Origin of the sequence: Devosia faecipullorum, assembly GCF_015158295.1 — a bacterium.
GTDB classification, from domain to species: domain Bacteria; phylum Pseudomonadota; class Alphaproteobacteria; order Rhizobiales; family Devosiaceae; genus Devosia; species Devosia faecipullorum.
On record NZ_JACDXV010000008.1, the window covers coordinates 1 to 24,536 of the forward strand.

31 protein-coding genes and 1 pseudogene are annotated in these 24,536 nt (G+C 62.2%); 18 read left to right on the forward strand and 14 right to left on the reverse strand.

Annotated features, from left to right (window positions below):
• Positions 1 to 160 precede the first annotated feature (160 nt).
• Positions 161 to 370 carry a helix-turn-helix domain-containing protein gene (locus tag H0482_RS17040; protein ID WP_407925744.1) on the forward strand — a complete coding sequence of 70 codons (210 nt, stop codon included), beginning with the start codon at positions 161 to 163 and terminating at the stop codon, positions 368 to 370.
• A 165-nt stretch (positions 371 to 535) separates the two neighbouring features.
• On the opposite strand, the pseudogene H0482_RS16675 reads toward H0482_RS17040, so the two are convergent.
• Positions 536 to 712 (reverse strand): annotated as a pseudogene (locus H0482_RS16675) (cation transporter); the annotation flags it as partial.
• 79 nt (positions 713 to 791) lie between these two features.
• On the opposite strand from H0482_RS16675, the gene H0482_RS14630 reads away from it, so the two are divergent.
• The 3 genes from H0482_RS14630 (at position 792) to nadE (ending at position 3,101) form a co-directional block, all read left to right on the forward strand.
• On the forward strand, positions 792 to 1,223 hold the full coding sequence (locus H0482_RS14630; RefSeq protein WP_193730822.1) for a MerR family transcriptional regulator: 432 nt from the start codon (positions 792 to 794) through the stop codon (positions 1,221 to 1,223).
• Positions 1,224 to 1,254: 31 nt separating this feature from the next.
• Positions 1,255 to 2,211, forward strand: coding sequence for a toll/interleukin-1 receptor domain-containing protein (locus tag H0482_RS14635; protein ID WP_193730823.1), 957 nt, complete (start codon positions 1,255 to 1,257; stop codon positions 2,209 to 2,211).
• Positions 2,212 to 2,276: 65 nt separating this feature from the next.
• The gene (gene nadE, locus H0482_RS14640) at positions 2,277 to 3,101 is read left to right on the forward strand and encodes an ammonia-dependent NAD(+) synthetase (protein ID WP_035083866.1); all 825 of its coding nucleotides are present in this window, start codon (positions 2,277 to 2,279) and stop codon (positions 3,099 to 3,101) included.
• A gap of 9 nt (positions 3,102 to 3,110) precedes the next feature.
• Here the strand turns inward: nadE and H0482_RS14645 are convergent, their stop codons facing one another.
• Together H0482_RS14645 and H0482_RS14650 are read right to left on the reverse strand one after the other, a co-directional pair.
• Positions 3,111 to 3,542: a c-type cytochrome gene (locus H0482_RS14645; protein WP_035083864.1), complete on the reverse strand. Its 432-nt coding sequence runs from the start codon at positions 3,540 to 3,542 to the stop codon at positions 3,111 to 3,113.
• On the reverse strand, positions 3,503 to 3,898 hold the full coding sequence (locus H0482_RS14650) for a MerR family transcriptional regulator (protein ID WP_035083863.1): 396 nt from the start codon (positions 3,896 to 3,898) through the stop codon (positions 3,503 to 3,505). Before H0482_RS14650 ends, H0482_RS14645 begins: the two co-directional genes overlap by 40 nt.
• A gap of 71 nt (positions 3,899 to 3,969) precedes the next feature.
• Between H0482_RS14650 and H0482_RS14655 the strand changes: the two genes are divergently transcribed.
• Together H0482_RS14655 and lspA are read left to right on the forward strand one after the other, a co-directional pair.
• The gene (locus H0482_RS14655; protein WP_230989675.1) at positions 3,970 to 4,848 is read left to right on the forward strand and encodes a cation transporter; all 879 of its coding nucleotides are present in this window, start codon (positions 3,970 to 3,972) and stop codon (positions 4,846 to 4,848) included.
• A complete protein-coding gene (gene lspA, locus H0482_RS14660; protein ID WP_035083859.1) occupies positions 4,845 to 5,336 on the forward strand; it encodes a signal peptidase II in 492 nt (163 codons plus the stop codon). Before H0482_RS14655 ends, lspA begins: the two co-directional genes overlap by 4 nt.
• Positions 5,337 to 5,340: 4 nt before the next feature.
• Here lspA and H0482_RS16985 read toward each other — a convergent pair whose 3' ends face one another.
• Complete coding sequence (locus H0482_RS16985; RefSeq protein WP_330998275.1) at positions 5,341 to 6,204, reverse strand: murein L,D-transpeptidase family protein; 864 nt, start codon at positions 6,202 to 6,204, stop codon at positions 5,341 to 5,343.
• Between the two features lie 33 nt (positions 6,205 to 6,237).
• On the opposite strand from H0482_RS16985, the gene H0482_RS14670 reads away from it, so the two are divergent.
• The 8 genes from H0482_RS14670 (at position 6,238) to H0482_RS14705 (ending at position 12,989) form a co-directional block, all read left to right on the forward strand.
• The gene (locus tag H0482_RS14670) at positions 6,238 to 6,795 is read left to right on the forward strand and encodes a hypothetical protein (RefSeq protein WP_035083857.1); all 558 of its coding nucleotides are present in this window, start codon (positions 6,238 to 6,240) and stop codon (positions 6,793 to 6,795) included.
• A 137-nt stretch (positions 6,796 to 6,932) separates the two neighbouring features.
• On the forward strand, positions 6,933 to 9,296 hold the full coding sequence (locus tag H0482_RS14675; protein WP_330998276.1) for a heavy metal translocating P-type ATPase: 2,364 nt from the start codon (positions 6,933 to 6,935) through the stop codon (positions 9,294 to 9,296).
• 43 nt (positions 9,297 to 9,339) lie between these two features.
• On the forward strand, positions 9,340 to 9,705 hold the full coding sequence (locus tag H0482_RS14680) for a hypothetical protein (protein ID WP_193730824.1): 366 nt from the start codon (positions 9,340 to 9,342) through the stop codon (positions 9,703 to 9,705).
• A 54-nt stretch (positions 9,706 to 9,759) separates the two neighbouring features.
• Positions 9,760 to 10,386, forward strand: a complete 627-nt coding sequence (locus H0482_RS14685; protein ID WP_193730825.1) for a cytochrome c — start codon at positions 9,760 to 9,762, stop codon at positions 10,384 to 10,386.
• 3 nt (positions 10,387 to 10,389) lie between these two features.
• A complete protein-coding gene (locus H0482_RS14690; RefSeq protein WP_193730826.1) occupies positions 10,390 to 11,277 on the forward strand; it encodes a c-type cytochrome in 888 nt (295 codons plus the stop codon).
• 56 nt (positions 11,278 to 11,333) lie between these two features.
• Positions 11,334 to 11,705 (forward strand): hypothetical protein, encoded by a 372-nt coding sequence (locus H0482_RS14695; RefSeq protein WP_193730827.1) that lies wholly within the window; start codon positions 11,334 to 11,336, stop codon positions 11,703 to 11,705.
• Between the two features lie 30 nt (positions 11,706 to 11,735).
• Positions 11,736 to 12,212, forward strand: a complete 477-nt coding sequence (locus H0482_RS14700) for a DUF305 domain-containing protein (RefSeq protein WP_230989676.1) — start codon at positions 11,736 to 11,738, stop codon at positions 12,210 to 12,212.
• A gap of 456 nt (positions 12,213 to 12,668) precedes the next feature.
• A complete protein-coding gene (locus H0482_RS14705; RefSeq protein WP_193730828.1) occupies positions 12,669 to 12,989 on the forward strand; it encodes a hypothetical protein in 321 nt (106 codons plus the stop codon).
• Here the strand turns inward: H0482_RS14705 and H0482_RS14710 are convergent, their stop codons facing one another.
• From H0482_RS14710 to H0482_RS14735, 6 genes are all read right to left on the reverse strand, one after another.
• Positions 12,990 to 13,388 carry a c-type cytochrome gene (locus H0482_RS14710; protein ID WP_084587675.1) on the reverse strand — a complete coding sequence of 133 codons (399 nt, stop codon included), beginning with the start codon at positions 13,386 to 13,388 and terminating at the stop codon, positions 12,990 to 12,992. It lies immediately after the preceding gene.
• Complete coding sequence (locus tag H0482_RS14715) at positions 13,367 to 14,164, reverse strand: WD40/YVTN/BNR-like repeat-containing protein (protein ID WP_193730829.1); 798 nt, start codon at positions 14,162 to 14,164, stop codon at positions 13,367 to 13,369. The genes H0482_RS14710 and H0482_RS14715 overlap by 22 nt, the downstream gene beginning before the upstream one ends.
• 94 nt (positions 14,165 to 14,258) lie before the next feature.
• Positions 14,259 to 14,459: a heavy-metal-associated domain-containing protein gene (locus H0482_RS14720; protein ID WP_193730830.1), complete on the reverse strand. Its 201-nt coding sequence runs from the start codon at positions 14,457 to 14,459 to the stop codon at positions 14,259 to 14,261.
• Between the two features lie 67 nt (positions 14,460 to 14,526).
• Positions 14,527 to 14,829 (reverse strand): GNAT family N-acetyltransferase, encoded by a 303-nt coding sequence (locus H0482_RS14725; RefSeq protein WP_328769773.1) that lies wholly within the window; start codon positions 14,827 to 14,829, stop codon positions 14,527 to 14,529.
• Between the two features lie 163 nt (positions 14,830 to 14,992).
• Positions 14,993 to 15,454, reverse strand: coding sequence for a Cu(I)-responsive transcriptional regulator (gene cueR, locus H0482_RS14730; protein WP_193730831.1), 462 nt, complete (start codon positions 15,452 to 15,454; stop codon positions 14,993 to 14,995).
• On the reverse strand, positions 15,451 to 18,006 hold the full coding sequence (locus tag H0482_RS14735) for a heavy metal translocating P-type ATPase (RefSeq protein WP_193730832.1): 2,556 nt from the start codon (positions 18,004 to 18,006) through the stop codon (positions 15,451 to 15,453). The genes cueR and H0482_RS14735 overlap by 4 nt, the downstream gene beginning before the upstream one ends.
• 559 nt (positions 18,007 to 18,565) lie before the next feature.
• Between H0482_RS14735 and H0482_RS14740 the strand changes: the two genes are divergently transcribed.
• From H0482_RS14740 to H0482_RS14755, 4 genes are all read left to right on the forward strand, one after another.
• A complete protein-coding gene (locus H0482_RS14740; protein ID WP_051960711.1) occupies positions 18,566 to 19,048 on the forward strand; it encodes a DUF305 domain-containing protein in 483 nt (160 codons plus the stop codon).
• A gap of 113 nt (positions 19,049 to 19,161) precedes the next feature.
• Positions 19,162 to 19,491 (forward strand): hypothetical protein, encoded by a 330-nt coding sequence (locus H0482_RS14745; protein ID WP_035083843.1) that lies wholly within the window; start codon positions 19,162 to 19,164, stop codon positions 19,489 to 19,491.
• A gap of 58 nt (positions 19,492 to 19,549) precedes the next feature.
• Entirely contained in the window at positions 19,550 to 20,797 is a 1,248-nt protein-coding gene (locus H0482_RS14750; RefSeq protein WP_193730834.1) for a L,D-transpeptidase family protein, read from the forward strand.
• On the forward strand, positions 20,790 to 21,080 hold the full coding sequence (locus tag H0482_RS14755; RefSeq protein ID WP_193730835.1) for a heavy-metal-associated domain-containing protein: 291 nt from the start codon (positions 20,790 to 20,792) through the stop codon (positions 21,078 to 21,080). Before H0482_RS14750 ends, H0482_RS14755 begins: the two co-directional genes overlap by 8 nt.
• 61 nt (positions 21,081 to 21,141) lie before the next feature.
• On the opposite strand, the gene arsK is transcribed toward H0482_RS14755, so the two are convergent.
• Genes arsK through arsB form a run of 4 tightly spaced genes read right to left on the reverse strand, consistent with a single transcriptional unit; the run spans position 21,142 to position 24,534 of the window.
• On the reverse strand, positions 21,142 to 22,347 hold the full coding sequence (gene arsK, locus H0482_RS14760; RefSeq protein ID WP_193730836.1) for an arsenite efflux MFS transporter ArsK: 1,206 nt from the start codon (positions 22,345 to 22,347) through the stop codon (positions 21,142 to 21,144).
• 6 nt (positions 22,348 to 22,353) lie between these two features.
• Complete coding sequence (gene arsH / locus H0482_RS14765) at positions 22,354 to 23,079, reverse strand: arsenical resistance protein ArsH (protein ID WP_193730837.1); 726 nt, start codon at positions 23,077 to 23,079, stop codon at positions 22,354 to 22,356.
• The gene (gene arsC / locus H0482_RS14770) at positions 23,054 to 23,476 is read right to left on the reverse strand and encodes an arsenate reductase (glutaredoxin) (protein WP_191772203.1); all 423 of its coding nucleotides are present in this window, start codon (positions 23,474 to 23,476) and stop codon (positions 23,054 to 23,056) included. Before arsC ends, arsH begins: the two co-directional genes overlap by 26 nt.
• Positions 23,473 to 24,534, reverse strand: a complete 1,062-nt coding sequence (gene arsB, locus H0482_RS14775; RefSeq protein ID WP_193730838.1) for an ACR3 family arsenite efflux transporter — start codon at positions 24,532 to 24,534, stop codon at positions 23,473 to 23,475. Before arsB ends, arsC begins: the two co-directional genes overlap by 4 nt.
• Positions 24,535 to 24,536 lie beyond the last annotated feature (2 nt).

Here is a 24,536-nt window from a genome sequence, read left to right on the forward strand (position 1 = left end):
ACGACAAACCATCCAGCATCGGCGCTTGCAGCACCGCAAGCTCGCCGCATAACATCAACCCAAAGACGAGGCCGATACTCCGCTAATCCAAGACCCAAACTGCGCCAAATGATCTGACGACGGACAGAGCGAACATCAGAACCGGCCAACTCCCGCCCAGATCCGGGCGGGACGAGCCCTCCTCGACTGGAGCCAGCAGGAGCTTGCGGGCCACAGCGGCATCGGTCGCCGGACAGTGGCGGCCTACGAGAACGGTGGCGACAGGGTGATGCCTACCAGCGTCGTGGCCATGAAAGAGGCCTTGGAGCGTGCCGGCGTCAGGTTTAGTGGCGAAGACGAACCCGAAGGCGTGCATCGGGTCCTCCGCTAGCCGTGAGGTTCCCGATCGTGCCGTGAGGTGACGCTGGGAAGGGTGTTATCCCTCGCCGATGATGCGGCGAACCTTGGCCAACTTGACGTCGAAGCCTTCCTCGGCAGCAAGGGTGCCGAAGAACCGTCTATCGGCATCGACCAGCTGGATGGAGGCTTGGTTGGAGACACGTCGGGCAAGATCGGCGAGATCGGCGCCGTCTGAGTGCTTCACCGACATGGTGCCCGAAACGACGGAGACGGATACGTCCTCGACTCCTTGAATGCGACGTGCGGCGGTATCCACTTTTGAAGCACAGCTGGCGCAATCCATACCGTCCACCTTGAAGCGTGTGGTTCCAATCCTTGCCTCCATCGGCAGCGACTCCTTGAATTCTCCATCATTGCCGTACATCCTCCAGTCACTATAGGAGCAAGCGGAAATGAGTCACGGCATCGCGATCGGGAAAGTTTCAGAGGCAACGGGGGTCAAGATCCCCACCATCCGGTACTACGAGCAGATCGGGTTGCTGCCGGCTCCGCCGCGCACCGAAGGGAACCGCCGCACCTACCACCACAAGGATGCCGAGCGCCTGACCTTCATCCGGCATTCCCGTGAGCTGGGCTTCGAGATCGACCAGATCAGAACGCTCCTCGACCTACAGGATCGTCCGGATCAGTCATGTGCCGACGCCGACACCATCGCCAGGGCTCGTCTGGTCGAAGTGAAGGACAAGATCGCCAGCCTCAAGGCACTCGAGGCCGAGCTAGAGCGGATGGTGGAAGGCTGCTCGCATGGTCGGGTCGAGAGCTGCCAGGTCATCGAGATCCTTGCCGATCATGGCAAGTGCAAGCACCACCAGCACGACGCCTGATTCGTTCCTCAACGCGTGTCCAGAAGCAGCCATGACCACAGTGTTCTTTTCCTACTCCCATCGTGACGAAATGCTCCGCGATCAACTGGAGACCCAGTTGGCCATGCTGAAACGCCAGGGCGTGATCGAGACGTGGCACGACCGACGTATCGTTGCAGGGGAGGAACTCGGCGGTTCGATCAGTGCGGAACTGGAAAGTGCCGAGATAGTGCTTCTGCTGGTAAGCCCAGACTTCCTGGCATCGGACTACTGCTACGACAAGGAGATGACCGTTGCCTTGGACCGGCAGGCCAGAGGTGAAGCCATCGTTATTCCCGTCATCCTTCGCCCCTGCGAATGGCACCATGCTCCCTTCGGCAAGTTGCGGGCCACACCTTCGGACGGCAAGCCGGTGACGCAATGGCCAGACCGGGACGTGGCCATGCTGGACGTGGTCAAGGACATCAGGAAAGCAGCGGAGCGATTCGCCGACTCGGTCCGAACCCACCCGGAGCCCACAAGATTGGTCGCGTCCACGACTGCGGTTGCGGCGGGTCCGAGATCGAGCAATCTGCGTCTGGCCAAGAGCTTCACGGATCGAGATAAGGATCGTTTCAGGGTGGAGGCCTTCGAGTTCCTGGCCAAATACTTCGAGAATTCTTTGGCGGAGCTAAGCCAGCGCAACGACGGCATCGACGGCGATTTCCGGCGGACCGACTCCAACCGTTTTACCGCGGCGGTTTACCGAGGCGGCAAGGCCATCACCCGCTGCACGATCTTCATGGGCGGCGAGTTCTCCACAAACGGCATCAGCTATGTCGAAGGGGAAACCATGGAGTCGAACGGCTATAACGAGAACCTCAGGGTAGATGCCGACGAGCAGTCGATGTTCCTGCGCAGCATGGGCATGCGATCGTTCGGAGGCCAACGCGAGGAGCACCTCACGCTCGAGGGAGCTGCCGAAATCTACTGGTCCATGTTCATCGGGCGACTGCAGGGTGACATGTAGATGAACCGCTCCTTGGATCGGGGCGTCCAGACCATGAACAGGACGGATGAAAGGAAGCCAGGACGATGAGCACGCAAGCCCAGATCATGGCCGAATTGGGCGTCGCTCCGACGTTCGATGCGCTTGCCGAAGCGGAGAGACGGGTGGCGTTCCTCAAGGATTACCTCGTGCGCTCCCGGCTTGCCACCTATGTCCTGGGCATCAGCGGCGGCATCGATTCCACCACGGCGGCCTTGCTCGCGCAGCGGGCCGCCCGTGAACTGAGGGCGGAAGGGCATGAAGCCCGGTTTGTCGCGGTAAGACTTCCCTACGGTACGCAGGCAGACGAGAAGGACGCCCGGGCGGCGTTGGCGGCGATCAATCCTGACCAGACCTTCACCGTCAACATCAAGCCGGCTGCGGACGCCATGTGGCAACAGGTAAAATCCGCCGGGTTCGTGCCGAACGACGCAGCCCAGGAGGATTTCGTCCTCGGCAACGTCAAGGCGAGGCAGCGCATGATCGCTCAGTACGCCCTGGCAGGAGGTCTCAAGGGCCTCGTCATCGGCACCGACCATGCCGCCGAGGCGGTCATGGGCTTCTTCACCAAGTTCGGCGACGGCGCCGCCGACATCCTGCCGCTCGCCGGCCTGAACAAGCGAAGGGTCCGCGCCATAGCAGCCCACCTCGGTGTACCGTCGGAGCTGGTGTTCAAGGTGCCTACGGCGGATCTCGAGGACAATGCCCCTTTGCGGCCAGACGAGGACGCCTATGGGGTGACCTACGACCAGATCGACGATTTCCTCGAAGGCAGGGCGGTTCCCGATTTCGCCCGCGATCGGATCGTGAACGCCTATCGCGCGACCGCCCACAAGCGAGCCCTTCCGGTCGCCGCCAACGCCGCGGCCTGACGGCTTCGTCTATGGTTGGAGCGGGTCCGAAGCGGACTTGGCGGCCTGCACGTCGCGCTGGCGTTCGGGCCAGGTGCTCTTGATGTAGTCGAGCACGGCTGCGATCTCGGCGTCGTCGAGCACCGCACCGAAGCCCGGCATGTCGGTCTCGTAGCCGGACATCATGGCCGCCGGCCCTTCCTTGACGATCCGGAATAATTGCCGGTCGGAATGATGCCAGGTGTGGCCGGTCGCGTCGTGGGGCGGTGCCGGCAGGCGCCCGGTCGGCAGCCGCTGCTTCCAGTTCGGCTGACCTTCGAGGTTCGCGCCATGGCAGCTTGCGCAATGTTCGACATAGACCTGCCTGCCGGAAGCGTCCTCGGCAAGGGCCGCCCCCGCCGCTCCCGCCAAGGCGACCGCGATCAGAACGGCGAGGTGTTGAGCGCTTCGATGACACGACATTCAGCGACGACCCCTTTCCGGCATTCGGCGACCATCCGCGACAATTCTGCTCGCAGGCTCTGCAACTGCGCCAGGCGACGTTCGACCTCGTCCAGTTGAGCCTGTGCGATTCGACTGGCATCGGTGCAGGAGGCCTCGGGCTGTTCCTGCAAAGCCAACAAGGTGCGGACGGACTGCAGGTCGAAGCCGAGATCGCGGGCGTGGCGGATGAATCCGAGACGGCGGACGTCCGCCTCGCCATAGATGCGGCGCCCGTTGCCCTGTCTGGCCGGTACGGGCAGCACGCCCGCTCGTTCGTAGTAGCGGATGGTCTCGATATTGACCCCCGCGTGGCGGGAGAGATCCCCTATCTGCATTTCCTGCTTGCTCCTGTAGTGACTACAGGTTGTAGCCTCTGCACCAAATCGTCTCAAGAAGGAGCAAAGGCATGAGCGCTGCTGCCGAAACCGTACGCTACCAAGTCACTGGCATGGACTGCTCGTCCTGCGCCGCCAAGATCGAAGGGGCCGCCCGCAAGGTGGACGGTATCCAGGACGTCAAGGTCTCCATCGCCTCCCAGATCATGACGCTCGAGGTGGACGATCCCGGTCGGCGCTTGCCGCTGCTCGAGACCGCAGTAACGGACCTCGGTTACCAGCTCGACCGGATCGGCGGGCAGAAGGGGGCGAACTCCGAGCACGACCACGACGAGGAGGGCGACGACGATCACATTCCGGACCTCTCGCACGTCACGCCGGCCTACAAGCGGGCTCTCTGGATCGTCGTGCTGCTCAATGTCGGCTACGGCATCGTCGAGATCGCCGGCAGCTTCATCGCCGGCTCCCAGGCGCTGCAGGCCGACTCGCTCGACTTCCTTGGCGACGGGCTCATTTCGTTCCTGGGCCTGATCGCCGTTGGCTGGGGACTTGCCGCCCGGGCGAAGGCGGCCCTGCTGCAGGGCATCTTTCTCGGCCTGCTCGGTTTGGGCGTCGTCGCGTCGACGCTCTATAGGGTCTTCATCGAGCACCAGCCCGAGAGCCTCTTGATGGGCGGCTTCGCGCTGGTGGCGTTCATGGTCAACGTGCTGGCCGCAGTGGTACTTATCCCGCACCGCAAGGGCGACGCCAACATGCGAGCGGTTTGGCTGTTCTCCCGCAACGACGCCATCGGCAACCTCGCCGTGGTTGCCGCCGCGGGTGCGGTCTGGTGGACCGGGTCGCAGTGGCCGGACCTGATCGTCGCCTTCGCGGTGGCCGGCCTGTTCCTGCAGTCCGCTTGGTCGATCATCCGTGATGCGAGGTCTGACCTACGGCAGGCTGGCCGATGAGCAATCGCGACTCCTCGCTCTTCCTCGTTCTGGGCGTCATCGGCGTGGACGCCTCCACCAAGGAGGCCGCCCTGATGTACCTCGACGGGGCTGGCGTGCCGGTGCTGCCGGTTTTGAACCTTACCCTGGGATTCAATACCGGCGTGAGCTTTGGCATGTTCGCCGCGGACGGGCCCGGGGGCTGGTGGGCCATCGTCCTCGTGACCCTCGTGGTGTCCGCGGTGGTCGCCTGGCTGTGGCACAGGAGCCGTGGACGACTCGAGCGCTTTGGCTACGCCGCCATCCTGGGCGGGGCACTGGGCAATCTCGTCGACCGCATTCCCGATGGCGCGGTCACCGACTTCATCGACCTGCACGCGGGCGGCTGGCACTTCCCCACCTTCAACCTGGCCGACGTCGGCATCACCGCCGGCGTCGTCATGCTGCTGATGGCGACCATCACCGGCGCCTTCGCGGGCCGTACCGCCCCCGGTGCCGGGCGCCCCTAACCCATCAAAGGGCGGCCATGGTCGAGAGCGGCGCGACGGGGCAGGTTCCGTTGGGATCGAGCAGAGCGGCGCCCGTGCGGTTGAACACGTAACGCTTCTCGCACACGTCAACCGCCGGCAACTGCAGCGTGCGGTCGAAGATGTCCGTGCCCTCCTTGAGGTTGCGCCAGAAGGGGACATGGGGGCTGGCGGCGTGCCGCGCGAGGTTTGCCTCCGTCATGCGGAATGGCAGCAACTGCAGCTGCACGGACCGATTGCCGCCCCTGAAGCTCTCGCGAACCAGGGCGTAGAGTTCCTTGATGCCGTCGTCGGTCATGGCGTAGCAACCCACCGACTTGCAGTCGCCGTGGATCATCAGGTAGCTGCCGGTGCGTCCCCAAGCCTGGTCGAACTTGTTCGGGAAACCCACGTTGAACGACAGGAAGTAGTTCGACTTCGGGTTCATCAGGGCTGGGGTCACGTCGTAGAAGCCTTCCGGCGATTGGTAGTCGCCTTCCTGGATCTTGGGTCCGAGCGCACCCGACCATTTGCAGATCGGATAGGTCTTGAGCAGGGCGTACCGGCCGGTGTGGGTGCGCTTCCACACCTCGAGCTCGGAACTCTCCTTGAACACCCGGATCATCATCGGTTCGGTAGGCGAGGAACCGATCGCCGCCATCTGGTCCACCAGTCCCTTCGGCAATGGAACGTTGTGACGATTGTCGCCGACGAACTGGCTGCAGCCGACAAGGAATACGGCTACGATCATGGCCGTGACGAGTTGAAGAAGGCGAGCGGGCATGGGAGTCCTGTTCAGTTCCGCGTCACCATATCGGACCAGGGTTACCCGATCATGAGCCTCGTTCTCGCTGGATGTGTCTTGCGCCATTGCGCCGTATCCTCAAGAGACAAGGAGATCACCATGAACGCGGACGACATCGTTGCACTGGAACCGTACGACTACGAAAACAAGATTTTGGCGCAGTGGGAAGACGAAGGCGTCTTGATCGTTCTTCGGGCCGATAGCCACAAACGCAGACTGAAAAAGGACGACTTCGTCACCGCCATCGCGAGCTGGAAGGACCCAGCAGGCAATTCGAAATCATTCGAAGGTCCATATCGCATCGAGTTCAAGGACGGCAATTTCGCTTTGGTCCAGGATTGGTGGGCGGCTCGGTACTTCGATGCCAAACCGAAGGACGCGGATGCGATTCATGCGATTGCAGTAGTGAAACGGATCATCGGCGAAGAGGCCCCAGCCGCTGCTGCCGCCCACAAACTTAAACTCGTGGTGGCACGGCATCGCCAAGAACTTTTGGCTTACGTTTGTCAGCCTTCTGAGACATCTACGCGGACGTCTGGTGCACATACCGATCTTGAACACGTGCAGGCCATGGCTAATGCCTTCATGGCACTGTATCCCGAGAGCGATCTTGATCTGCCTTTCGATCGATCGGACCGGTCAGGGTTGACGCTCTGAAGTGTGATGCGGCCGTATAGGGGCTATGGTTTCGTCCCCGATGTCTCAGGGGTGATCGCTCGCCTGATCGAGATGAGGGTAGGGGTTGACCTTCCCACCGTGGCAAGGAGCATCCTGAACGAAACAGGAGGCAGATCGTGTCAGCCCATCACCATGAGAATGACGACCATCATGGCCATGAAAACCTAGCACCAGGCAGTGCTTCCGCCTTGATCAAGGACCCGGTGTGCGGAATGACGATGGACCCGTCGACCGCCAAGCATAACTTCTCCTACCAGGGCGAGACCTACTACTTCTGCTCGGAGGTGTGCCGCTCCAAATTTATCGCCGATCCGGACAGCTATCTCAATGCCTCCCCAAACTTAAAGGAACGAAAAGCACCCGCGGGTACCGTGTGGACGTGTCCGATGCACCCCGAGATCCGGCGGGACGCACCCGGTTCTTGCCCGATCTGCGGCATGGCCCTCGAGCCGGAGCTGCCAACAGCGTACGAAGAACCAAGTCCCGAATTGCGGGACATGAACCGGCGGTTCTCGTTCGGCGCAGCGCTGGCGGTGCCTGTCTTCGTGCTCGAGATGACCGCCCATGCAGTCGACCTCCACATGTGGATCTCCGGCCAAGCCTTGAACTGGATACAGCTGTTCCTCGCGACCCCGGTGGTGCTTTGGGCCGGATGGCCATTCTTTGAGCGCGGCATAGCCTCAATCCGGAATCGCAGCCTCAACATGTTCACCCTAATCGCCTTGGGCATCGGCGTGGCTTGGATTTACTCTGTTGTCGCCACGCTGCTGCCCGGCATCTTCCCGCACACCATGCGCGACATGGATGGCGCAGTGCCGGTCTATTTCGAGGCAGCTGCCGTCATCACGGCACTAGCCCTGTTGGGGCAGGTGCTCGAGCTGAGGGCCAGGGAAAAGACCTCGGGTGCCATTAGGGCGTTGCTCGGGCTCGTACCCAAAACCGCACGACGCATCACCGCCGCAGGGTTTGACGAGGAGATTGAGATCGATGCGGTGGTCGTCGGTGACCGGCTACGTGTCCGCCCCGGGGAGAAGGTGCCGGTGGACGGCGTCGTCCTCGACGGGCGAAGCGCCATTGACGAGTCCATGCTAACGGGCGAGTCGATGCCCGTGACCAAGGAGAAGGGATCCAAGCTCATCGCCGGCACTGTCAACCGCTCGGGCGGCTTCGTCATGGAGGCCACGGGTGTCGGCAGGGACACCATGCTATCGAGGATAGTCGGCATGGTCGCCGCCGCACAGCGGTCCCGTGCACCGATCCAGCGTCTCGCCGATCAAGTCTCCGGCTGGTTTGTCCCCATCGTCATCGCCATCGCGGCCTTAGCTTTCATCGCTTGGATGATATGGGGTCCGGAGCCGACCTTCGCCCATGCACTGGTCGCTGCCGTATCGGTGTTGATCATCGCCTGTCCATGCGCATTGGGGCTGGCGACGCCGATGTCGATCATGGTCGGTGTGGGGAAGGGGGCCCAACTGGGTCTCCTGGTCAAGAATGCCGAAGCACTCGAGCGGCTGGAAAGGGTCAACACCCTGGTGGTGGACAAGACCGGCACGCTTACCGAGGGGCGTCCCAAGGTCACGCACATCCTACCCGCCGCCGGTTTTGACGAAACCTCGCTGTTGGCCGCGGCCGCCAGCCTCGAGCGGGCGAGCGAGCATCCCCTTGCCGACGCCATCGTCGCAGCAGCGGACGAACGGCAGCTCGTGCTTGCGGAGCCGCAGGACGTGAACTCGCCGGTCGGCAAGGGCATCACCGGAACGGTCGATGGACGCCGCATCATGGTCGGCAGCGCCAAGTATCTAGCTTCCGAGGGCATGGCGTCCGACATCCTCCAGGGCCGTGCCGATGAGATCCGCAACGCAGGCGCAACGGTGGTGCTGGTGAGCATTAGCGGTCGGGTAGCTGGCGCCATCGGGATTTCCGATCCTGTCCGGGAGACAACGCCAGCTGCCTTGGCAGAGCTCAAGCGGGAGGGCATCCGCGTGGTCATGCTCACCGGGGACAATTCGGTCACGGCAGCAGCTGTGGCGCACGAGTTGGGGATCACGGAGGTCGAGGCCGACGTGCTGCCGGAGCGGAAAGGCGACGTGGTCAGCGGCCTGCGAAACGGACGCAGGGTGGTGGCCATGGCCGGCGACGGCGTCAACGATGCACCGGCCTTGGCCGCGGCGGACGTCGGCATCGCAATGGGCACCGGCACCGATGTGGCGATGGAAAGTGCCGGGGTCACGCTGCTGAACGGAGACCTGGTCGGCATCGCCAAGGCCATCCGGCTGTCGCGGGCGACGATGGGCAACATTCGGCAGAACCTGTTCCTGGCCTTCGTCTACAATGCCGCCGGCATCCCGGTGGCGGCAGGCTTGCTCTACCCTTTTTTCGGTCTGACCCTGTCGCCTGCGATCGCCGCGGCAGCCATGGCTCTGTCGTCAGTAAGCGTCATCGCAAATTCGCTGCGGCTGCGCTCCGCGAGGATCACTTGATCATGGCTCTTCCAAGTTGTCCTTGCGCCATGGGAAGGTCACAATGCCATCGTCCAAGGGACGCCGCGTTAGGAAAGATTCGCCGTTGAAGCCGCTAAGCTGCCTCGTCAACATGCTGGCCCTGCTGATGGTCCTGCTGCTCGGAGCAGTCTCCGTGCATGCGGACGACGCCCGGCCTTTCGACGTCGCAACTGTTGAGGCCGCTCACAATTATTCTCCCTCCTCGCACACTTCGGATCATTCGCATCTTCCTGGTGATGCCGCCGTCCATTGCGGTGCGCCCATACTTGGGATCGAACCGGTGAGTCTGTCGTGCCAGGTAAAAGTGGCTTCGGTGGTCTATTTTGACCAGGAGACGGACATTCCTCTGTCCTTGGCCATCGAAGACCTTCGACCTCCTCGTAGCTGAGCCACTCAAAACGGCGGCCGCACCTGCGGCATTCAGCAACCTGGACCACGACAAATGAAGATGAATCGAGTTGACCCGAGGCTCCTTGCCTCAGGGTTGTTGCTCGCGGGCGCCGCTTCGGTGTTCGCGCATGGCGGCGCCACGGGCATAGTAGGCGAGCGGATGGCGGGCATGATGATGCTGAGCGAGCAGATCAAACTGCTGGCTCCCATCGCATCGCAGCCCACTCAAGCGGACGTGCAGGCCATCGCCACAGCCGCCGAAATGATCAAGATGCATGCCGGCCGGTCCATGACCGATCTGTTCCCCCAAGGAAGCATCGAGGGGCCGTCTGAGGCCAAGCCCGAGATATGGGCGAATTGGCAGACGTTCTCAGACTATGCCGATCGGTTGGCCGAGCTTGGTACCGAACTGGGTACGTCCGCCGATGAGCTCGTAAAGTCGCCGAGCATGCCGACCCCTGAGCCGGTGGCGGTAAGAGCTCAGCTGTCTCAGTGGGAGCAGATGGACTTCGAGTGGCTGATGGGACTTTCGACCGAACAGGTAGCATCGATCGACATGGCGACCACAGGTTCGATCCATGCCAACAGTGAACCGTTATCAGAGGCGAGACCCGTCGCCGCAGTCTATGCGGACATCGCAGCCACCTGTGCGGCATGCCATACCGCTTTTCGTCGGTGAGCCATGAACCGCTTGCCGATGATCCTTGTCGCACTTCTTGTGCTGTCGGCGCTGGGTGTTCTCGTGCTCGAGACCTGGCCCGTCGCCGGTGCTCGCCCGGTGGCCGAGCTTCAGGGCGATCCGAAGAGGGGCGCCTATCTTGCACGCCTTTCCGGGTGCATCACCTGCCACACGGCGCCCGGGGCACCGCCCCTTTCAGGAGGGGCCGCGTTGGTGTCGAAGTTCGGGTCTTTCTACGCACCCAATATCACGCCGGATCCGACCCAGGGCATTGGCACCTGGTCGTTCCAGCAGTTCGTGAGGGCCGTCAGGGAAGGGGTGTCGCCTGATGGTGACCCCTATTACCCGGCATTCCCTTACGAGTTCTATGCCACGTTGACCGACAGCGACATGGCCGACCTGTGGGCCGCACTGCGTGCGACGCCGGCAGTGGGCACGCCCGACGTTCCCCACCAGGTAAGCTTCCCATTCAACGTCAGGGCGGGCCTGAGGCCATGGCGCACGTTCTTCGAGAGCCCTGTCGAGTACGTTCCGGACGAAACGAGATCGCCCGAATGGAACCGCGGGAAGTACCTGGTCTGGGGACCGGCCCATTGCGCCGCCTGCCATGCGCCGCGCAACGTCCTCGGCGGTTTGCCGAGCTCGCTCGAGCTGACGGGTGATCCGGCGATGCAGGATGGGGGCAAGTCGCCTCCGCTTACCGCCCGCTACCTGACCGCCAACGGATATACCAAGCCGGCATTGGTCGAGACGATGCGCACGGGCATCACCCCGAGCGGGGACGTGCTCGGCGGATCGATGGCTGAGGTGATCCATGGAAGCATGAAATTCCTTCTGGACGAGCACATCGACGACATGGCCACCTATCTTCTGGATATCGGAAGGAAATGATGCTGCCTCTGACCGCTTCCGCAGGAACCCCGGGGAGGGCTAGGAGTTGGAGCTTCATGCCCAAACCGTTTTTCCTGGCAGCCATAAGGCAGCGCATCCGCGTGATAGCGATGGTCATCGCCGCAGTGGTGGTGAGCATGACGATGCATCACGGTGCAATGGCATCCTCCCCTGCCCTTGGGACGACAATGGCTCACCATCACTCCGATCATGGTGACTGTGAGGGCGCTTGCCTTTCCGATGCCCATGGTGTCGTGGTCTGTTGCGGCATGGGACTTTGTCTTTCCGCGCTTCCGGTCGCAGCCATCGCCAGCATGCCCGCCTATGCGGCGACCGATCATGGCATCGGACTGCTCGGTGTTATTCCGCGGCAGGCATGGGGCCGCATAGATCGACCTCCGAAGTTCCTTGAGCAGAACCTCATCTGAAACGAATTCTCAAATCAAGGAACAACTAGAATGAACATCATCAAGAACGCCCTTCTCGCCACCACCGTCCTCGCTGCGATGTCGGCTCCTGTCTTGGCTCAGGATGCCATGGCGGGACACGATATGTCCGCGATGGGCGGCAGCCAGGCAGGCGCCGCCGAACTGCCGGAGATCTGCAAGTCCGCCAAAGGCATGTCGAGCGACATGTCGAGCGACATGTCGATGAACATGGACCACGAGATGGATCAGGCCCACATGGACCTGATGGCCGGCATGGACGAGACCAACAAGCAGATGATGGATTCCATGATGGTGGAAGACATCGACGTGGCTTTCGTCTGTTCGATGATCCCGCACCACCAGGGTGCCATCAACATGGCCAAGGCCGAGCTTGAACATGGCGACAACCAGTGGGCCAAGGACATGGCCCAGAAGGTGATCGATGCCCAGGAGCAGGAGATCGCCGACATGGTCGCCTGGCTGGAAGGCGAAGGCGCCAACGAGTAACGGCCAAACAAGGAGGAGCGCCCACGGCGCTCCTCCGACCATCGAGAAGCGCATCGGCCCGTGTGGTTTTAGGTGAGCATTCAACGAAAGCAGTTGCATACGACGCCTGCCAAACCGAGACGCCGAAGACCCAAGCCGTTTGCTTTTGAGCCCGTTTTATGCTACAAAATCAGGTGCTTAGTAAACTCGTAGAGGTCAGAGATTATGTTGTCCAAGATCACCAGGACTATAAAGGTCCAAGTCGGCAAGGTCCAATTGAGCGCCCTTCGGATCGTTGTTGCGCTCAAGGAGCGCAACATGCGCGCTCGGCTATGGTTGAGGTGCCTTCCTTCGGAAGCGCTCGCCTTCTCGCGCCTCAACCATAGCCGAGGCTAATACAACATTTTTCTTGATTCTTCCAGTGACGACAAAGGGTTGTCCACGGGACATGTTGTAGAGGCCTGAAGGGCGCCATTCATGCTGAACGACCTCAAGACATTGGCAACCGACTTCTTGAACCTGAGCAGGGATGCGCTGCACATCCATCTCGGCCTCGCCATCTACGTCATCGCCATCCTTGTCTTCCGGCGTGGGCCGACGAGCGTCCTGCCCTGGTTGTCGGTGTTAGCTTTTGAACTGATCAACGAGGCCCTCGACTTGTTTCACGAAGTCGACTTCAGCGGGGCGATCGTCGATGTGGTCAACACCATGTTCTGGCCGACCGTCGCTTTGGTCGTGGCGCGGGTGCATCTTCGCTATCGGCGGACACACCCGGACCGTGAACGGGAGATGCGCTGACTATTGCGACCGCTGCGCCTGGGACTCGCGCACCCGATCCGGCCATGTACTCTTGATATAGTCGAGGACAGCGGTGATTTCCGTATCCGTCATGGTGGCGCCGAACGCTGGCATATCCGTTTCATAGCCCGGAGCTATGCTTGCAAGTCCTTCCTTGACGATACGGAAGAGCTGGGCGTCGGAATGATGCCATGTATGCCCCGTCTCGTCGTGCGGAGGTGCAGGCAGGCGACCGTTCGACAGCCGAGCCATCCAGTCCGGCTGACCCTCGAGCTCGACGCCGTGGCAAGCGGCGCAATTGTCCAAGTAAAGGGTCCTACCATCCAGCTCCTGGCCATCGGCCACGCCCATGAGCAAGGAAAGGGCGATCGGCAGCGCTATGGAACGAGCGGTGACCATGTCTTGCCGCCATTGCCGCTGGAAAGGACCTCGCTATGCGAGGTGACTGCCACCATCCGAGCGGGGTCATCAGGATCGAATGCCATGTGCAAGATGACAGCATCGGTGATCGGGGATGCCATCTCGAGATCGCTGCCGTTCAGCCGGTGAAGACCGAGGTTCGGGATGAACCCCCATACCGTTCCGTCAGGAGCCGTTTCTAGCGCCGTCACCGGCATCGCAATGTCAGTCGCCGCAGCCCAGGAGCGTCCGAAGTCGAAGCTCTCGTAGAGCCCTGTTATGGTTCCGGCATAGAGGTGGCCGGGATCATCGGCGGCAGCGGCCAGATCGATGAGGTCGTCGGGACCCGGACCGGCGACGGACCATGTCAGGCCGCCGTTCCGGCTCGCCTGTATGCCGCCGTACGAGCCGTAGAGCGTTTGCGGATCGGAAGGACTGACGGTCATTGCGTGGAAGTCGACCGGACCGTTCGCACCGGGAGAGAGTAAAATCCAGCCCGACCCAGCATGGTCGGCACCGATCACGCCTGTGTTGCCGCCCGACGCGGGATGGCCGCTGGCGAAAAGCTTACCATCGGTCGAGGTGGTGAAGCCCATGAAGTCGTCAGCCGTCGCAGTGATCATTGTCGCCATGCCCTCGGCGTCCACCGAATAGAGACCATGGTGCGTGGCGAGCAGGACGTCGTCCGAACCGGCAGGTAGCATCACGCCATGGATGTGAGACAGCTCGGCGATCGGTCGGGCCGGAGCATGCTCGCCCGCGAATGCCGCGGTCATAAAGAGGAGCGGAAGGACGGCAGCGCTTGGATGCATCGATTGACCATGCTTTCGGAGAAGGGCCGGCAGGCAGGTTCGCTGCCTGCCTAAAGGACTAGACCTGCAGTTCGCCAGTATAGCCAGCTTCGCCGATGGCGGCGACGAACGCATCCGCCGGTTTTTCGCTCTGAATCTCGACCTTGCGGGTGTTGACGTCGATTTTAACCTGGGCAGCGGCATCGACGCTCTTCACCGCCTTTTCGACCGTCGAAGCGCAATGGCCGCAGGTCATGTCGTCGACTTGGAAATTATGCATCGGTTCATCCTCGGTTGATGGTTACCTGAATATGGGGTTTCCAACGCTGGGAAGGTCAAGACGTTTCTCAGCCGGTTTTTTCCCAGTGATCGTCGCGCTGGCCCTCGATGGGTCTGAAAACCATGGCCATGCCGACCGAGGCAGGTGCTGTCTCCGCAAAGCCGAAGCGTGCATAGAGATGACGTGCGTCGCCGTCAGCGATCAGGCTGACATAGGCACCTTCGGGAGCCAGGGCATCGAGGCGTGTCATCAGGCTGGTCATGATGGACTTGCCCAACCCGAGGCCTTGATGGGCCGGATCGACCGCGATGTCTGTGATCTGGAAGAAGAGTCCTCCATCGCCTATCACCCGACCCCATGCCGACGACATGATCGGCGGAGCGGACAACGCACCCCAAAACGGAGTTCGGCAGTCCGATCGAAGCGCCCCTGCTGCTCTTGAGACCGAGGCCCGTGAGATCCCGAAGCCTCAGGTAGTCATCGATGGACGGCAGCTCCTCGGCGACACGATAGAGATCTTCCCCAAACACGGCTTAACCATGCGCACGGTCAGGGGAGATATCCAGCACGCCGAAACGTGGCTTCCGCTTCCGGGCAGCGACAGGTGCTTCGCCGGCAAAGCCATCAATGATTGGGCAGTCGGGCCGACCATCGCCGTGGCAGTTTTCGGCGAGGTGGCGCAGCGTCTCGCTCATGGCCGCCAAGGCCTTGGCTTTCTCGTCGAGAACACGGATGTGATCGAGGGCGATGGCCTTCACGTCCGCGCTGGCGCGGGAGCGGTCCCGCCACAGCGCGAGGAGGTCGGCCATCTGCTCGATGGAGAAGCCGAGGTCCCTGGCCCGGCTGATGAAGCGGAGGGCATGGACATCGTTGTCCGAATACACCCGGTAGCCGGATTCGGTCCTCAGCGGCGCCGTGATGAGGCCAATCGATTCGTAGTAGCGGATCATCTTGGTCGACACGCCACTGGCCTTGGAGGCTTGGCCGATATTCATGATGCGGTCTCCATCTGGTTGAATTCGAGCGTATTGGGTTCGGCTCCGTTGCCAGCGCCCTGTTTCACAGGGGGATGGAAGCCTCGAAGCCGCAAGGCGTTGCCCAGGACGAAAACGCTGCTCAGCGCCATTGCACCCGCTGCCAGGACCGGCGACAGCAGAGTGCCGTTCACGGGATAGAGCAGCCCGGCGGCCACAGGGATCAAGATCACGTTGTAGCCGAAGGCCCAGAACAGGTTCTGCTTGATGTTGCCGATGGTCGCCTTGGAAAGGGCAATCGCATTAGGAACACCACGCAGGTCGCCGGACATCAGCACAACATCGGCACTCTCGATAGCGATGTCCGTGCCTGTGCCGACTGCCAGGCCAACATCGGCTTCCGCCAGGGCAGGAGCGTCGTTGATGCCATCACCCACGAAGGCCACCGTGCGGCCGCCCTCCTTAAGCCGCTTGATGGCCGCGACCTTGCCGTCCGGCAGCACCTCGGCGACGACTTCGTCGATGCCAAGACGGAAGGCCACGGCGTGGGCGGTCCGGGCATTGTCGCCGGTGATCATCGCGACCTTGAGGCCGAGGTCATGCAGCGCCCGGATCGCTTCGCGCGAAGTTTCCTTAACAGGATCCGAAACCGCGATGACGGCAGCCAGTTGCCCGTTGATCGCCGCGTAAAGCGGGGTCTTGCCCTCATCGCCCAACCGGGACGCCGTCGTGTTGAAGGCGGCAACATCGATGCCAGCCTTGGTCATGGCACGGTCGGCGCCGACGAGGACCGATCGACCATCCACATTGCCGATGACGCCGAAACCGGGTTCCGCAGAGAAGCCGTCGACGGGACCACGCACAAGCCCCTCCGCTTCGGCAGCGGCAACGATGGCTTCGGCGATCGGGTGCTCTGACTTCGCCTCGACGCTGGCGACGAGCCGCAGCACTTCACGGCGATCGAAGCCGGTTACAACCTCGATATCGGTGAGTTCAGGCTTGCCCTTGGTCAGCGTGCCCGTCTTGTCGAGTGCCACCACCTGAGCCGAACGAAGGGTCTGGAGCGCTTCTCCCTTGCGGAAGAGGATGCCCATTTCGGCGGCCCGACCGGTACCGACCATGATGGAGGTGGGCGTCGCGAGACCCATGGCGCAAGGGCAGGCGATGATCAGGACGGCGACTGCATTGACCAGGCCGAAGGTAAGGGCGGGGGAGGGGCCGAAGATGAACCATGCGGCGAAGGTGAGGAGCGCCGCGCCGATCACGGCCGGCACAAACCACGCCGTAACCTTGTCCACCATGGCCTGGATCGGGAGCTTCGAGCCCTGTGCGGCTTCCACCATCCGGATGATCTGGGCAAGGATCGTTTCGGCCCCGACTTTGGTGGCCGTGAAGCTGAAGGCCCCTGTCTTGTTGATGGTGCCGCCGACAACCTCCGAGCCCGCCGACTTACGGGCAGGGACGGGTTCGCCGGTAATCATGGACTCGTCAACATAGGAGTTGCCGTCGACTACTGTGCCGTCGACCGGCACGCGATCGCCAGGGCGGATTTCCAGCACATCGCCTGCCACAACCGTTTCGAGCGGCACCTCCAAGGCAACGCCGTTCCTGACGACACGAGCGGTCTTCGGCTGAAGACCGACGAGCCGCTTGATCGCCTGGCTGGTGCGCCCCTTCGCCCTTGCCTCCAGGAAGCGACCGAGCAGGATCAAGGTCACGATCACCGCCGCAGCCTCGAAGTAGACGTTGCGGGTACCTTCCGGCAGCAAGCCGGGGAGGAAGGTGGCCACCACCGAATAAAGCCAGGCTGCACTGGTGCCCAGGACGACAAGCGAGTTCATGTCCGGCGCAAGACGGAACAGGTTGGGGATGCCTTTGCGGAAGAACCGGAGGCCGGGTCCAAACAGCACTGCTGTGGCCACCGCGAACTGGATGTAGAGGCTGTTGGCGTGGCCGAGACCCATCATGATCCAATCATGGACGGCCGGGATGAAGTGCGACCCCATCTCCATGCCGAAGAGAGGTATGGTCAGCACCGCGGAAAGCGCGAGCGAGTTCCGGAGGCCGATGATCTCGATGGCCCGACGATCCTCGGGCTCCGCGTCCGGGGTAACCGTTGCCTGTTGCACCACATCGTAGCCGCGGGCCCGCACCGCTTCCTCGAGCTGGGATCGAGTGACCGTGTCGGCGGGGTGGGTCACGACCGCCTTTTCGGTGGCGAGATTGACCGAAGCCGATGCGACGCCGGGGACGGCGGTCAGCGCCTTTTCCACCCTAGACAGGCACGAGGCGCAGGTCATGCCCTCAATCAGCAGCTCGGTCGTTTCCGAGCGAACAGCGTAGCCCGCCTTCTCGATAGCGGAAACCACGCCGCGTGGATCCAGTGCACCCGAGAAGTCGACAGTCGCCCTTTCAGTGGCGAGGTTGATGGTGGCCGATGCCACGCCCGGCACCGCACGGATGGCCTTCTCCACACGGGACACGCACGACGCGCAGGTCATGCCTTCCACCTGGAAGTCGAGCTTCGCGGCGGCGGTGCCGACTGGCGTCTGGAGATCGGATGCAAGCGACATTTCGACAGTCCTTTTGATCGACTGTCGACATAGGTAATTCTTCCAACGATTGGAAGGTCAAGAGGCAATGTCGATCGATGAACAAGGTTCGGGACGGTCACGGGGCGCTTGACCTTTCCAGGGTTGGAACAGCCAGGACTCCGCGACAGTCGTGCAGCGGTTGCACGATAACCGCTTCCGCACCGGCGGAATCGTCAAGGACCTCATTATGCAAAACGCCAATACCGACACGAGGCGGTGGGCGGCGCTGGCGCTCTCTGCGCAGCGCAGTTCATCGTCATCCTCAACACGTCCCCCATGGGCGTGGCGCTTTCCGCCATCCAGGTTGACCTGGGGTTGCGCGCCTGAAGGCCTGAGCTGCGAGGAGGCGAAGATCGAGGGCAAGGCGTTCTGAGACTTGACCCATTGACCTTGCCACCGTGGAAACCTTTATGGTGGCAAGGTGAGCCATCGCCGGCGTTCGCAAGCGGTGATGGTCCGAAATCAACCGGCAGGACCGACAGGGCCCTGATCAAGGCACCCGGAGACGATCATGACTGACCATGCGCAACATTCAGGAATGGGTCATGCGACTCATGAAGGAGGCGATCACAAGGGGCACGGGCGTCCGTATCTCATGTTCTGGATCAACATGATCCTTGGCTTGGTCGTCATGTACTTCGTCATGTTCTCGATGATCGACGGCTGGCCCGATTTTCGGAACAACCTGAACATGTTCTACATGGCCGTGACCATGTGGGCGCCGATGGGCATTTTCATGCTAGCGACAATGCCGGGTATGTTCCCGAACCGTAGGATGAACATCGTCCTCTATCTTGCATTCGTACTGCTCACGGTGCTGTCCTTCTGGGGAACGAGAAGCCAGGCCCTAATTGACGACCGTCAGTTCGTCGACAGCATGATCCCGCATCATTCCGGGGCCATTCTCATGTGCCGCGAGGCCGACCTCGAGGATCAGGAATTGGTCGACCTGTGCGGCGAAATCATCGAGGCGCAGCGCAGCGAGATTGAACAGATGGAAGCCATCGGCGCGAGGCTGTGATCGCCCCGCCATCCAACGCGACCGGAGTCTCCATATGCGTCATTCGTAATGTCGCCCGATTTTCTCTTGATAAGCAGGTCAACTGAACAGGCCATGCTGCGTCCGTGAAACCGATGTCGATTATCCGCCTCGCCCGCGGGCTGCTGCCCGCTTTGTGCGCTGCCATGATCCTGATGATTTCAGTGCAGGCCAACGCGACGGCTTTTGCAGCCATCGATCCACCTCCTGTGGTCGAGGGCTACGATCACCAGCATCACGACGGCTGCGGCGGAGAACCGCTCCATGCCATAGGGTGCTGCTCCGTCGCCTTCTGTGCTCCCGATGTGGCGGCAGCGGCAGCCGAACCCTATGCTGCAAGGCATGACCACGGTCTGGATCTCGATCTTGCCGCGACCGGCGCAACTGTGCCGAAAGGTCTCTTCCGTCCTCCGCGTGTCGGCTGAAGCCGCGGTCCGGGCTCCGGACCGGCAATGCCAACGATCCAAGCCACGGAAGACAGAAATGAAGAGAAGAGATTTCCTGCGGCTGCTGCCATTGGGTGCGGCTGCCAAGTTGCCCATGATGCAGCCTGCCCGGGCGCAGTCGCTGTGGGACATGATGAACCAGACCCGCACTCTGACAGATGCAGAGCGGGAAGCGAACAGTGCCGCCGCGATCCAAGCCATCGATACTGTCGAGCCGATCCTCAGCTACGACACGGCCAACAACCTTCAGATGGCGATTGCCCAATACGAGCCCTTCGTCGCCCGCGGCGGCTGGGAGCAGGTGCCGCAGGAAACTTACGGCGTTACCATGGGCGTCAACCGTGATGGCGTGGTGCAGCTCAAGCGGCGGCTGCTCGCCTCTGCGGACATGCCCATGGTGGACAGGGTCGACGATGCAATGGACGCTCCGACCGACGCCGCCTTGCGACGCTTCCAGGCTCGCCATGGCCTGCAGGTAAGCGGACAGGTCGACGAAGCCACCTGGTATGCCCTCAATGTTCCGGCCGAGACCCGACTGCACCAGCTTCGCCTCAACCTGCTACGGGTGCAGAACATGGCGTCGGCGTTGGCGGACCGCTACGTCGTGGTGAACATTCCCGCGGCCTTCATCGAGGTTGTCGAGGGCGGGATGGTGCAGCGCCGGCACACCGCTGTGGTTGGACGCATCGACCGGCAGACGCCAATCCTCAAGAGCCGCATCCACCAGATCAACTTCAATCCGTACTGGAACGTGCCCGTCTCGATCATCCGTCGCGATCTCATCAAGTACATGAACGAGAACCCGAACTACCTGACCGAACAGAAGATCAGGATCTTCGACGGCAGCGGCAACGAGCTGCAACCGAGCCAGATCAACTGGCAGACCGAGGAAGCGGTGAACTACCGGTTCCGCCAGGATCCGGGTCCGCAGAACTCGATGGGGAACGTCAAGATCAACTTCCACAACCCTCATGCGGTCTATCTGCACGACACGCCGACCAAGGGCCTGTTCGGGGAGAACGCCCGGTTCTATTCGTCAGGCTGCGTCCGCGTCGACCAGGTCCAGGACTTCGTCGGCTGGGTGCTACGCGACAACGGCGACTGGGGGCCCGGCGAGGTCGCCAACGTATTCGCCACCGGCGAGCGGAAGGACGTCGAGGTGACCAACCCTCCGGAGATCCACACGACCTACATCTCGGCGTGGGCGAACCGGAACGGGGTCGTCAGTTTCCGGGACGATGTCTACGAGTTCGACATGGCCGGCAAGGTCAGCTTCGATGCATGACGTCCTGGGGGTCGGGGAGAAGCTGACGATCGGGATCGCCGTAATGGCCTGCGACGGCTGCGTCCAGGTGCTGGAGAACGCGGTCAATCGGCTCCCGGGCATCGCCTATGTCGGAGTTTCGCTGAGCGGCGCAAGCATGACCGTCCGCAGTGGCGAGGGGTTCGACCTCGCCGACTTGTTCGGTTGCGTGAAGGCTCTCGGCTACGAAGTGTCGGAAGCCGGGAAGGCGTTTCCCGGCACCTCGACGGACTGCCCCTGTCGAGCACGCGCCGGAGCGAGGTGACGTGACCAGATCTATAGAGCGGTTGCGAGATAGGTAAATCGCGGAACGTGAACTTCGTGCACTAACGAGCTGGCATCACTGATCTTGACGGACAGCAGCGACGCCGCACTTCGGCGAACACCGCGACGCAGCAGGTGCCGGCGCCAGCTAAGACCCAGAGCGATGGCTCCGGTCCGATAGTGCCGAGGGAGATCGACAAGGCGAATGGCGCCAATGCGGACAGCCCCAGCCTTCCCATGCCGATCCAGCCCAGCCGTTTCCCGAAACCTGCCTTGCCGAAGATCGCCAATGGCAGCGTCCCGGAGACGATGCTGAAGAGCCCGCTGCCGATACCGAAAACCACCGCGAAGGCAATGGCGCCAGTAGTTGAGGGGGCGGATAGCGCTAACGCACCCAACGCCAGCGGCATTGTGACTGCCGAGACCACTGCCAAGACCGTAGCAGGAAGGTTCTGGCCGAAGGCCATGTTGATCAATCGACTTGCCACCTGGGCAGGACCGAGCAGCGAGGCGACCCACACGCCGGCTGTGCCCAGCCCCAGCAGGCCAAGCATGGGCACCATATGGAACAATGTCGCCGCCGAAACGAAGCCGGCGAGCGAGAAACCAAGGACGATGAGGACGAACACGAGGTTTCCGTTCTCGACCGATATCGGCATCGGGGCAGCGACCGTTTCGGGCGGACGACCCGCTGCGATCCGTGCGAAGCGGGATAGCCACAGGTGCAGCGGGAGGCAGACGGCGAGGTTCAGGCCGGCGAAGAGGAAGTAGACCTGGTGCCAGTCCGTGGCTTGCAGCAGCCAAGTGGTCAGTGGCCAGAAGATCGTCGAGGCAAAGCCGGCGATGAGGGTCAGGTAGGTGATGCTGCGCTGCGCGCGTGAGCCCGTCGTCTGGGCGAGGAATGCGAACGCGGTGGAATAGAGCACGAAGGCCGACGCAAGTTCGACGAGGATCACGCCAGCCAGGAAGGCCATGGCGCTCCCTGCCAGCCCGCAAGTCGCAAGCGCCGCAGCGGCACCGATCGAGCCGATCGACATGACCTTGCCGGCACCGACCCGATCTGCCAGCCCGCCCGCCCATGGCGAGACGAGCCCACCGGCGAGCAGTGCGAGGGAGATGCAGCCGTAGATCCACTCCACTGGCACCTGCAGGTCGCCGGCGACGTTCGGGGCAAGAATGCTGAAGCTGTAATAGAGGGTGCCATACCCGATAATCTGGGTGATGCCGAGAGCCCAGATGGCGCCGGCGTTGGATTGGGTATCGGCCATCGTATCCTAGATCGACTTGAGGCCGACCCGCTCCTCGAGCTTGGCTGCCGCTTCCTTGCGCTCGCTATAGCGGGAGGTCAGGTAGCCGGATACGCCGCGGTTGATCAGCGTGAACTTCACCAGCTCCTCCATAACGTCGATGACCCTATCGTAGTAGGATGACGGTTTCATGCGACCGTCCTCATCGAACTCTTGGAAGGCCTTTGCGACCGAGGACTGGTTGGGGATGGTCACCATCCGCATCCAGCGTCCGAGAATGCGCATTTGGTTGACGGCGTTGAAGGACTGGGAGCCACCCGACACCTGCATGACCGCCAGAGTTCGACCCTGCGTGGGCCGAATGGCGCCGCCAGGGAGCGGTATCCAGTCGATCTGCGACTTCAACACCGCGCTCATCGCGCCATGACGTTCCGGCGATGTCCAAACCTGGCCTTCCGACCACAGCATCATCTCGCGGAGTTCCTGCACCTTGGGGTGGGTATCTGGAGCATCGTTGGGCAGCGGTAGGCCATTTGCGTGGAAGATCCGGACTTCGGCACCGAATGCCTCAAGGAGGCGTGCGGCTTCCAGGGTCAGGAATCGGCTGTAGGAGCGTTCCCGTAGCGACCCGTAGAGCATCAGAATGCGTGGTTTGTGGTCGAGGGCAGGAGCGACGAGCTGGCCGAAGTCGGGAACCTGGAAGGCTGCAGGCAGGACGTTGGGCAAGTTAGACAAGCCGTTTCCCTTCGGCATCGATGATGACCTCGCCGTCCTCCTTGGTGAACGGCCCGATATCGGGGTTCTCGAGGATATCGAGCACGACTTCGGATGGCCGGCAGAGGCGGGTGCCCACCGGGGTCTCCACGAACGGACGGTTGAGCAGGATCGGCTGCGCTTCTATGGCTTCGAGCAGGTCCTCGTCGGTCTTGGCCGGGTCACCCAAGCCGAGTTCCTCGTACGGGGTATCCTTCTTGCGGAGGGCATCACGCAGGCTGATGCCGGCGGCGGAGACCAGTTCCAAGATGCGATCGCGGCTTGGCGGCGTCTTGAGGTATTCGATCACCGTCGCTTCGACGCCGCTTTGACGGATCATGGCCAAGGTGTTGCGGGACGTGCCGCAATCGGGGTTGTGGTAGATGGTGACGCTCATTCGGCGGCCCTCGTTTCTGTGTTGTGTCGAACGGCTGCGCCGCGCTCGTACCAGCCCTTGCTACGGTTCACGATCCAGACCACCGACAGCATGACCGGCACTTCGACCAGCACGCCGACCACGGTGGCCAACGCGGCCCCGGAGTTGAAGCCGAAGAGGGCAATGGCAGCCGCAACCGCGAGTTCGAAGAAGTTGGAAGCGCCAATCAGTGCCGAGGGCCCGGCGACGCAGTGCTGCTCCCCGGAGACCCTGTTCAGGAAGTAAGCCAAGCCCGAGTTGAGGTAGACCTGGATCAGGATGGGCACGGCCAGCAGCAGGATAACCATGGGCTGGGCGATGATCTGCTCGCCCTGGAAGCCGAAGAGCATGACGAGGGTCAGCAGCAGCGCGGCGATCGAGATCGGCTGCAGGACGGCCAGCACCTTGTTCATGGCGTCGATGCCGCCATTGGCAAGCAGCCACCTGCGATAGAGCTGCGCAGCAATCACCGGCACGACGATGTAGAGCCCGACTGAGAGCAGCAGCGTGTCCCAGGGAACGGTGATGGCAGAAAGGCCGAGCAGCAGGCCGACGATCGGCGCAAAGGCGACGACCATGATGGCGTCGTTGAGGGCGACTTGGCTCAGGGTGAAGTGGGGTTCGCCCCGGACCAGGTTTGACCAGACGAACACCATGGCGGTGCACGGCGCTGCGGCCAGGATGATGAGGCCCGCGACATAGCTGTCGATCTGCGTCTCCGGCAGCAGTGGTCGGAACAGCCCGCCGATGAAGAGCCAGCCTAGAAGGGCCATTGAGAACGGCTTGATTGCCCAGTTGATGAAGACGGTGACGCCGATGCCGCGCCAGTATGCGCCCACCTGCCGAAGGCTCATGAAGTCGATGCGGACGAGCATGGGGATGATCATCAGCCAGATGAGGACCGCCATGGGTGTGTTGACCTGGGCGTATTCGAAGGAGCCCAGGCTTTGGAAAACAGCAGGGAAGAAGTGGCCGGCAGCAATGCCGACGACGATGCAGATGGCGACCCACAAGGTCAGGTAGCGTTCGAAAATGGACATGG

Bases quoted from the DNA above. Each gene is read 5' to 3' on its own strand.
- H0482_RS14630 (WP_193730822.1), top strand. From the start codon at position 792: ATGAGTCACGGCATCGCGATCGGGAAAGTTTCAGAGGCAACGGGGGTC.
- H0482_RS14635 (WP_193730823.1), top strand. From the start codon at position 1,255: ATGACCACAGTGTTCTTTTCCTACTCCCATCGTGACGAAATGCTCCGC.
- nadE (WP_035083866.1), top strand. From the start codon at position 2,277: ATGAGCACGCAAGCCCAGATCATGGCCGAATTGGGCGTCGCTCCGACG.
- H0482_RS14645 (WP_035083864.1), bottom strand. From the start codon at position 3,542: ATGTCGTGTCATCGAAGCGCTCAACACCTCGCCGTTCTGATCGCGGTC.
- H0482_RS14650 (WP_035083863.1), bottom strand. From the start codon at position 3,898: ATGCAGATAGGGGATCTCTCCCGCCACGCGGGGGTCAATATCGAGACC.
- H0482_RS14655 (WP_230989675.1), top strand. From the start codon at position 3,970: ATGAGCGCTGCTGCCGAAACCGTACGCTACCAAGTCACTGGCATGGAC.
- lspA (WP_035083859.1), top strand. From the start codon at position 4,845: ATGAGCAATCGCGACTCCTCGCTCTTCCTCGTTCTGGGCGTCATCGGC.
- H0482_RS16985 (WP_330998275.1), bottom strand. From the start codon at position 6,204: ATGGCGCAAGACACATCCAGCGAGAACGAGGCTCATGATCGGGTAACC.
- H0482_RS14670 (WP_035083857.1), top strand. From the start codon at position 6,238: ATGAACGCGGACGACATCGTTGCACTGGAACCGTACGACTACGAAAAC.
- H0482_RS14680 (WP_193730824.1), top strand. From the start codon at position 9,340: ATGCCATCGTCCAAGGGACGCCGCGTTAGGAAAGATTCGCCGTTGAAG.
- H0482_RS14685 (WP_193730825.1), top strand. From the start codon at position 9,760: ATGAAGATGAATCGAGTTGACCCGAGGCTCCTTGCCTCAGGGTTGTTG.
- H0482_RS14690 (WP_193730826.1), top strand. From the start codon at position 10,390: ATGAACCGCTTGCCGATGATCCTTGTCGCACTTCTTGTGCTGTCGGCG.
- H0482_RS14695 (WP_193730827.1), top strand. From the start codon at position 11,334: ATGCCCAAACCGTTTTTCCTGGCAGCCATAAGGCAGCGCATCCGCGTG.
- H0482_RS14700 (WP_230989676.1), top strand. From the start codon at position 11,736: ATGAACATCATCAAGAACGCCCTTCTCGCCACCACCGTCCTCGCTGCG.
- H0482_RS14705 (WP_193730828.1), top strand. From the start codon at position 12,669: ATGCTGAACGACCTCAAGACATTGGCAACCGACTTCTTGAACCTGAGC.
- H0482_RS14710 (WP_084587675.1), bottom strand. From the start codon at position 13,388: ATGGTCACCGCTCGTTCCATAGCGCTGCCGATCGCCCTTTCCTTGCTC.
- H0482_RS14715 (WP_193730829.1), bottom strand. From the start codon at position 14,164: ATGACCGCGGCATTCGCGGGCGAGCATGCTCCGGCCCGACCGATCGCC.
- H0482_RS14720 (WP_193730830.1), bottom strand. From the start codon at position 14,459: ATGCATAATTTCCAAGTCGACGACATGACCTGCGGCCATTGCGCTTCG.
- H0482_RS14725 (WP_328769773.1), bottom strand. From the start codon at position 14,829: ATGTCGTCGGCATGGGGTCGGGTGATAGGCGATGGAGGACTCTTCTTC.
- cueR (WP_193730831.1), bottom strand. From the start codon at position 15,454: ATGAATATCGGCCAAGCCTCCAAGGCCAGTGGCGTGTCGACCAAGATG.
- H0482_RS14735 (WP_193730832.1), bottom strand. From the start codon at position 18,006: ATGTCGCTTGCATCCGATCTCCAGACGCCAGTCGGCACCGCCGCCGCG.
- H0482_RS14740 (WP_051960711.1), top strand. From the start codon at position 18,566: ATGGGTCATGCGACTCATGAAGGAGGCGATCACAAGGGGCACGGGCGT.
- H0482_RS14745 (WP_035083843.1), top strand. From the start codon at position 19,162: ATGTCGATTATCCGCCTCGCCCGCGGGCTGCTGCCCGCTTTGTGCGCT.
- H0482_RS14750 (WP_193730834.1), top strand. From the start codon at position 19,550: ATGAAGAGAAGAGATTTCCTGCGGCTGCTGCCATTGGGTGCGGCTGCC.
- H0482_RS14755 (WP_193730835.1), top strand. From the start codon at position 20,790: ATGCATGACGTCCTGGGGGTCGGGGAGAAGCTGACGATCGGGATCGCC.
- arsK (WP_193730836.1), bottom strand. From the start codon at position 22,347: ATGGCCGATACCCAATCCAACGCCGGCGCCATCTGGGCTCTCGGCATC.
- arsH (WP_193730837.1), bottom strand. From the start codon at position 23,079: ATGCCGAAGGGAAACGGCTTGTCTAACTTGCCCAACGTCCTGCCTGCA.
- arsC (WP_191772203.1), bottom strand. From the start codon at position 23,476: ATGAGCGTCACCATCTACCACAACCCCGATTGCGGCACGTCCCGCAAC.
- arsB (WP_193730838.1), bottom strand. From the start codon at position 24,534: ATGTCCATTTTCGAACGCTACCTGACCTTGTGGGTCGCCATCTGCATC.